Origin of the sequence: Streptomyces graminilatus (assembly GCF_001418565.1) — a bacterium.
GTDB classification, from domain to species: Bacteria; Actinomycetota; Actinomycetes; order Streptomycetales; family Streptomycetaceae; genus Streptomyces; species Streptomyces graminilatus.
The window spans coordinates 1-6,898 of sequence record NZ_LIQQ01000183.1; the positions used below are offsets into that span (position 1 = coordinate 1).

The window sequence follows — 6,898 nt, forward strand, 5'->3', positions numbered from 1 at the left end:
AGCGGCACGACTGCCCGCAGCGGTGGGGCTGTCGGCAGCGGTGGTGCGGCTGCCTGCCTCAGCGGCACGGTTGCCGGCAGCGGTGGCGGGGCTGCCCGCGGCGGTGGTGGGGCTGTCGGCAGTGGTGGTGCGGTTGCCTGCCCCAGCGGTTTTACTTTCCGCGGCGGCGGCATGGTTCAGCCCCAGCGGTGCGGCTGCCGGGCAGTGGTCGTACGGCTGCCCGGCAGCGGTGGTGTCCTACGCCTTGCGCAGGCGGAACGTCAGGGACAGGCCCTCGTCGGTGAAGGGGGTGCCGTAGGTGTCGTCCGGTTCGGTTCCGGCGAAGTCCGTTGCCAGGACCTCGTCGGCGATCAGGGCGGAGTGCTCCGTCAGGGCCGCCGTCACCGCCGGGTCCGTGGACGTCCAGCGCAGGGCGATACGGTCGGCCACGTCGAGGCCGCTGTTCTTGCGGGCCTCCTGGATCAGCCGGATCGCGTCCCGGGCCAGGCCCGCCTGGCGCAGCTCCTCGGTGATCTCCAGGTCGAGGGCGACCGTCGCACCCGAGTCGGACGCCACCGACCAGCCCTCGCGCGGGGTCTCCGTGATGATGACCTCGTCGGGGGCGAGGGTGATCGTCTCGCCGTCGATCTCCACCGACGCCGTGCCCTCGCGCAGAGCGAGGGACAGCGCCGCCGCGTCCGTGTTCGCGACCGCCTTCGCCACGTCCTGGACGCGCTTGCCGAACCGCTTGCCCAGGGCGCGGAAGTTGGCCTTGGCGGTGGTGTCGACCAGCGAGCCGCCCACCTCGGAGAGGGACGCCAGGGAGCTGACGTTGAGCTCCTCCGTGATCTGCGCGTGCAGTTCGCGGTCGAGGGTGTCGAAACCGGCCGCCGCGACCAGCGCGCGGGACAGCGGCTGGCGCGTCTTCACGCCGGACTCCGCGCGCGTGGCACGGCCAAGCTCGACCAGGCGCCGTACGAGCACCATCTGCTTCGACAGCTCCGGGTCGATCGCGGACAGGTCCGCCTCGGGCCACGACGTCAGGTGGACGGACTCGGGGGCGCCCGGGGTCACCGGTACCACCAGGTCCTGCCAGACCCGCTCAGTGATGAACGGGGTCAGCGGGGCCATCAGCTTCGTGACCGTCTCGACGACCTCGTGCAGGGTGCGCAGCGCGGCCTTGTCGCCCTGCCAGAAGCGGCGCCTGGACCTGCGGACGTACCAGTTGGACAGGTCGTCGACGAACGCAGACAGGAGCTTGCCGGCACGCTGGGTGTCGTACGCCTCCAGGGACCGGGTCACCTGGTCGGTGAGGGCGTGGAGCTCGGACAGGAGCCAGCGGTCCAGGACCGGGCGGTCGGCCGGGGCCGGGTCCGCCGCGGAGGGGGCCCAGTTCGACGTACGCGCGTACAGGGCCTGGAAGGCGACCGTGTTCCAGTAGGTGAGGAGCGTCTTGCGGACGACCTCCTGGATGGTGCCGTGGCCGACGCGGCGGGCCGCCCAGGGGGAGCCGCCGGCCGCCATGAACCAGCGGACGGCGTCGGCGCCGTGCCGGTCCATCAGCGGGATCGGCTCCAGGGTGTTGCCCAGGTGCTTGGACATCTTGCGGCCGTCCTCGGCGAGGATGTGGCCGAGGCAGACCACGTTCTCGTAGGACGACTTGTCGAACACCAGGGTGCCTACCGCCATCAGCGTGTAGAACCAGCCGCGTGTCTGGTCGATGGCCTCGCTGATGAACTGCGCCGGGTAGCGGGACTCGAACAGTTCCTTGTTCTTGTACGGGTATCCCCACTGCGCGAACGGCATCGAACCCGAGTCGTACCAGGCGTCGATGACCTCCGGCACGCGCGTGGCCGTACGGCCGCAGTCGTCCTTGGGGCAGGCGAAGGTGACCGCGTCGATGAACGGGCGGTGCGGGTCCAGGTCCGACTGGTCGGTGCCCGTGAGCCCGGTCAGCTCCGCGCGGGAGCCGACGACCGTGAGGTGGTCCTCCTCGCAGCGCCAGATCGGGAGCGGGGTGCCCCAGTAGCGGCTGCGGGAGAGCGCCCAGTCGATGTTGTTGTTCAGCCAGTCGCCGAAGCGGCCGTTCTTGACCGTCTCGGGGAACCAGTTGGTCTGCTCGTTCTCCTGGAGGAGGCGGTCCTTGACGGCTGTGGTGCGGATGTACCAGGACGGCTGCGCGTAGTAGAGGAGCGCGGTGTGGCAGCGCCAGCAGTGCGGGTAGCTGTGCTCGTACGGGATGTGCTTGAAGAGGAGGCCGCGCTGCTGGAGGTCCTCGGTGAGCTGTTCGTCCGCCTTCTTGAAGAAGACACCGCCCACGAGGGGGACGTCCGCCTCGAAGGTGCCGTCCGGGCGGACCGGGTTCACCACCGGCAGGCCGTACGCGCGGCACACCTTGAGGTCTTCCTCACCGAAGGCGGGGGACTGGTGGACCAGACCCGTGCCGTCCTCGGTCGTCACGTAGTCCGCGTTCACCACGTAGTGGGTGGGCACGTCCGCCGGGAACTCGACGAGCTCGAACGGACGTTGATAGGACCAGCGCTCCATCTCGGCGCCGGTGAAGGTCTGGCCGGTGGACTGCCACTCCTCGCCGAGCGCCTTGGTGAGCAGCGGCTCGGCGACGACGAGCTTCTCCGTACCGTTCGTCGCCACCACGTAGGTGACGTCGGGGTGGGCGGCGACCGCCGTGTTGGAGACCAGCGTCCAGGGCGTGGTCGTCCAGACGACGAGAGCGGCCTCGCCGGCCAGCGGGCCGGAGGTGAGCGGGAAACGGACGTACACGGAGGGGTCGACGACCGTCTCGTAGCCCTGGGCCAGCTCGTGGTCCGACAGGCCCGTGCCGCAGCGCGGGCACCAGGGGGCGACGCGGTGGTCCTGGGTGAGCAGGCCCTTGTTGAAGATCTCCTTCAGCGACCACCAGACCGACTCGATGTACTCGGGGTCCATCGTGCGGTACGGGTCCTGGAGGTCCGTCCAGTACCCCATGCGGGTCGTGAGCGCCTCGAAGGCGTCGGTGTGCCGGGTCACCGACTCGCGGCACTTGGCGTTGAACTCGGCGATGCCGTACGCCTCGATGTCCTGCTTGCCGGAGAAGCCGAGTTCCTTCTCGACCGCCAGCTCCACCGGAAGGCCGTGGCAGTCCCAGCCGGCCTTGCGGGCCACGTGGTAGCCGCGCATGGTGCGGAAGCGGGGGAACACGTCCTTGAAGACGCGGGCCTCGATGTGGTGGGCACCCGGCATGCCGTTCGCGGTGGGCGGGCCCTCGTAGAACACCCATTCGGGGCGCCCCTCGGACTGCTCAAGGGTCTTGGCGAAGATCTTCTGCTCGTGCCAGAAGTCGAGCACGGCGTGCTCGAGGGCGGGCAGGTCGACCTGGGCGGGCACCTGGCGGTACGTCGGCGTTGTCATCAGCGAGCTTCCTCCGGCGGACTTTCTGCCTTCCGTCGGAGGGACGAGAGCCGGAATTCTCCGGACGCCGTCTACGGCGTACTCCCGCGGTACCACCCTCCTTGGCTCCCCGGTGCGTCGTGCGCACCTGTGAGCCCCCTCATTGGGGTCGCGATACCGGGTCTACTGGCCTCGGCTGTACTGCTCGCCTCGTTGCGGCTTTCTTCCGGCGGCTCCGGGGTGATCTTCACATCGCGCTCGCCCCCGGGCTTCCACCGTCCCCGGGTCGCTCTGGGCTGCGTACGGCGCTACTCGTCCCCATCCACGCTTCTCGCTCCGCCCAGTGTACGGCGCCCCGCCGACAGCGGCCGACCGGTTTTCCGGGCCACCCGAATGGCCAGGGGCGGGTGCCCGGATTCCGGGACGGGCGGCTCGGCGGATTACCCGGCGGGGAGCTGGGCACAACGCTTGAAGGCCTGCCCGCCATGCCGGGAGGTCGGTCGAATCGGGTGGTGTGCCCCGTTGCCGCGGGACTCAAGTCGATTTATCGTCCCAGCACGATTCGCGCGCAAGATCACAATATGTGAAGGGGCCGCGGCCATGGTGGCGAAAAAGACCGCCGAGCAGCAGTCGGCGTCCGGCAGATCCACTGGATCCACGGCCGCGAGGGCCTCGGGCGGTGGCAAGGGCACGGACGTCAGGAAGAACGCCGCCAGGAAGAACGCCGCCAGGAAGAACGCCGCCAGGAAGACCGCGGCCACGAAAGCGGTGCCGAGTACGGCGGAGGCGAGCGCGTCGGAGGCCAAGAAGACGGTGGGTAAGAAAACGGTGGGCAAAAAGGCCGCCGCCGGGACAGCCGGCGTCACGACGGCCGTCGCGAAGACGGCCGTCCGGAAGAGGGCTGCCGCTTCGGGCAGCACCGCCGTCCAGGGCGGCACCGGTAGAGGCACCACCACGAAGAGCACCACCACGAAGAGCACTACCGCGAAGAGCACCACCACGAAGAGCACGGCCAGGAAGAGCACCGCCAACAGGGCGGGCGCGGTCGAGGCCGCGAAGACGACGGGAGCCACGACGGTGGTTGCGAAGAAGACTCCGGGTACGACCACGACGGCCAAGAAGCCAGGTGCCGTACCCAAGGCGCGGATCGTCGCGGCGGCGGAGCCGGGCGAACTCGCCGTACGCCCCGGTGAGGACCCGTGGACCCCCGAGGAGGTGGCTCAGGCCCGCGCCGAGCTGCAGACCGAGGTGGAGCGCCTGCGCGCCGAGCTGGCGGCGTCCGAGCAGTCCCTCGTGGGCCTGATGCGGGACTCCGGGGACGGCGCGGGCGACGACCAGGCGGACACCGGCACCAAGAACACCACCCGTGAGCACGAGATGGCGCTGGCCGCCAACGCGCGCGAGATGCTCGTCCAGGACGAGCGGGCGCTGGAGCGGCTGGACACGGGCACGTACGGCCTCTGCGAGAACTGCGGCAACGCGATCGGCAAGGCGCGTATGCAGGCCTTCCCGCGCGCGACGCTGTGTGTCGAATGCAAGCAGAAGCAGGAGCGGCGCTACTGACCGCGGACCGATCCCCGCGGTGTGCCTCCTGCACTCCTGTGCGCCAGGAGGCGTGTCGTACGCTCGTCTCAGTCAGGAACCTAGGTTGAGGGATTCACGTGGCAGAGGCGGAGCGCATCATCGGTACGCCGGACATCCCAGACGCGGCGGGAGCCGGGCCGAAGACCCCGGACGAGCGGCCCCGGGGCCGGCGCCGGATCCTCGTGCTGTTCACGGTCGCCGCGCTGGCCTACGCGCTGGACCTCGCCAGCAAGATGATCGTGGTCGCCAAGCTGGAGCACCACGCGCCGATCGAGATCGTCGGGGACTGGCTGAAGCTGGAGGCGATCCGCAACGCGGGTGCCGCCTTCGGCATGGGTGAGGCCTTCACGGTGATCTTCACGGTCATCGCCGCGGCCGTGATCGTCGTGATCGCCCGGCTGGCCCGCAAGCTCTACAGCGTGCCCTGGGCGATCGCGCTCGGGCTGCTGCTCGGCGGCGCGCTGGGCAATCTGACCGACCGGATCTTCCGCTCGCCGGGCGTCTTCGAGGGCGCGGTCGTCGACTTCATCGCGCCCAAGCACTTCGCGGTCTTCAACCTGGCCGACTCGGCGATCGTGTGCGGCGGCATCCTGATCGTCCTGCTCTCCTTCAAGGGGCTCGACCCCGACGGGACGGTCCACAAGGACTGACGGGACCGTCCACAAGGCTGAGGGCGCCGGGCTCTCGTACGAGAGTGTCGGAGCCGTCCGGCATACTCGACGGGTGAGCACCGTTCCCGAGATCCGCAACCTGCCCGTGCCCGACGGCCTGGAGGGCGAGCGCGTCGACGCCGCCATCTCCCGGATGTTCGGCTTCTCCCGTACGAAGGCCGCCGAACTGGCCGCGGCGGGGAAGGTCATGGTCGACGGCTCGGTGGTCGGCAAGTCGGAGCGGGTGCACGGCGGGGCCTGGCTCGAGGTCGAGATGCCGCAGGCGCCCGCGCCCGTGCAGGTGGTGGCCGAGCCCGTCGAGGGCATGGTCATCGTGCACGACGACGACGACATCGTCGTGATCGTCAAGCCCGTCGGCGTGGCCGCGCACCCCTCGCCCGGCTGGACCGGGACGACCGTCATCGGCGGGCTCGCCGCCGCCGGATACCGCATCTCCACCTCCGGTGCCGCAGAGCGCCAGGGCATCGTGCACCGGCTCGACGTCGGCACGTCCGGCCTGATGGCGGTCGCCAAGTCGGAGCGCGCGTACACCTCGCTCAAGCGCCAGTTCAAGGAACGTACGGTCGACAAGCGCTACCACACGCTGGTCCAGGGCCACCCGGACCCGATGAGCGGCACCATCGACGCGCCCATCGGCCGGCACCCCAACCACGACTACAAGTGGGCGGTCACGGCCGAGGGCAAGCCGTCCGTCACGCACTACGACCTCATCGAGGCGTTCCGCGCGGCCTCCCTGCTCGACGTGAAGCTGGAGACCGGCCGCACCCACCAGATCCGCGTCCACATGGCCGCCCACCGGCACCCCTGCGTCGGCGACCTGACGTACGGGGCGGACCCGACGCTCGCCAAACGGCTCGGCCTGACCCGCCAGTGGCTGCACGCCGTACGCCTCGGCTTCGAGCACCCCGGGGACGGGACGTGGGTCGAGTTCGAGAGCGACTACCCCGAGGACCTGGCTGTCGCCCTGGAGCGGGTCCGCGAGGAGACCTACGCATGACCCCGCCGTCGTACCTGGTCCGCGTCGCCGGGGATCCCGCCGACCGCGAGGCCTGCTTCGCGCTGCGCAAGGAGGTCTTCGTCGTCGAGCAGCGGGTGCCGGAGGACCTGGAGTACGACGAGTTCGACGCGGGCGCGCTGCATGTGCTGGCCGTCCGGGAGGACGGGGTGGCGCTCGGCACGGGGCGGCTGCTGTACGGGGAGGCGGCTCTCGGCAGGACCGGCGGCGATCCGTCCGTGGGGTCGCTGGGGCGGCTCGCGGTGCGGAAGGACGCTCGGGG

The 6,898-nt window shown here is 70.3% G+C and carries 5 protein-coding genes; 4 read left to right on the forward strand and 1 reads right to left on the reverse strand.

Features of this window, described 5'->3' with window-relative positions; all coding sequences use genetic code 11:
- Positions 1-237: 237 nt before the first annotated feature.
- Positions 238-3,387: an isoleucine--tRNA ligase gene (ileS, locus tag AOK08_RS17025; RefSeq protein WP_055526456.1), complete on the reverse strand. Its 3,150-nt coding sequence runs from the start codon at positions 3,385-3,387 to the stop codon at positions 238-240.
- 579 nt (positions 3,388-3,966) lie between these two features.
- Here ileS and AOK08_RS17030 point away from each other — a divergent pair.
- The 4 genes from AOK08_RS17030 to AOK08_RS17045 all read left to right on the forward strand — a co-directional run.
- Entirely contained in the window at positions 3,967-4,929 is a 963-nt protein-coding gene (locus tag AOK08_RS17030) for a TraR/DksA family transcriptional regulator (RefSeq protein ID WP_055526457.1), read from the forward strand.
- 98 nt (positions 4,930-5,027) lie between these two features.
- Positions 5,028-5,600 carry a signal peptidase II gene (gene lspA, locus AOK08_RS17035; RefSeq protein ID WP_055526459.1) on the forward strand — a complete coding sequence of 191 codons (573 nt, stop codon included), beginning with the start codon at positions 5,028-5,030 and terminating at the stop codon, positions 5,598-5,600.
- Between the two features lie 73 nt (positions 5,601-5,673).
- Positions 5,674-6,618: an RluA family pseudouridine synthase gene (locus AOK08_RS17040; RefSeq protein WP_055526461.1), complete on the forward strand. Its 945-nt coding sequence runs from the start codon at positions 5,674-5,676 to the stop codon at positions 6,616-6,618.
- Positions 6,615-6,898, forward strand: a 284-nt coding sequence (locus tag AOK08_RS17045) for a GNAT family N-acetyltransferase (protein WP_422125745.1), incomplete at its 3' end; no start/stop codon positions are given. The genes AOK08_RS17040 and AOK08_RS17045, both read left to right, overlap by 4 nt.

Excerpts from the sequence above, each read along its gene's own strand:
- AOK08_RS17030 (WP_055526457.1), top strand. The coding sequence starts at position 3,967 with ATGGTGGCGAAAAAGACCGCCGAGCAGCAGTCGGCGTCCGGCAGATCC.
- ileS (WP_055526456.1), bottom strand. The coding sequence starts at position 3,387 with ATGACAACGCCGACGTACCGCCAGGTGCCCGCCCAGGTCGACCTGCCC.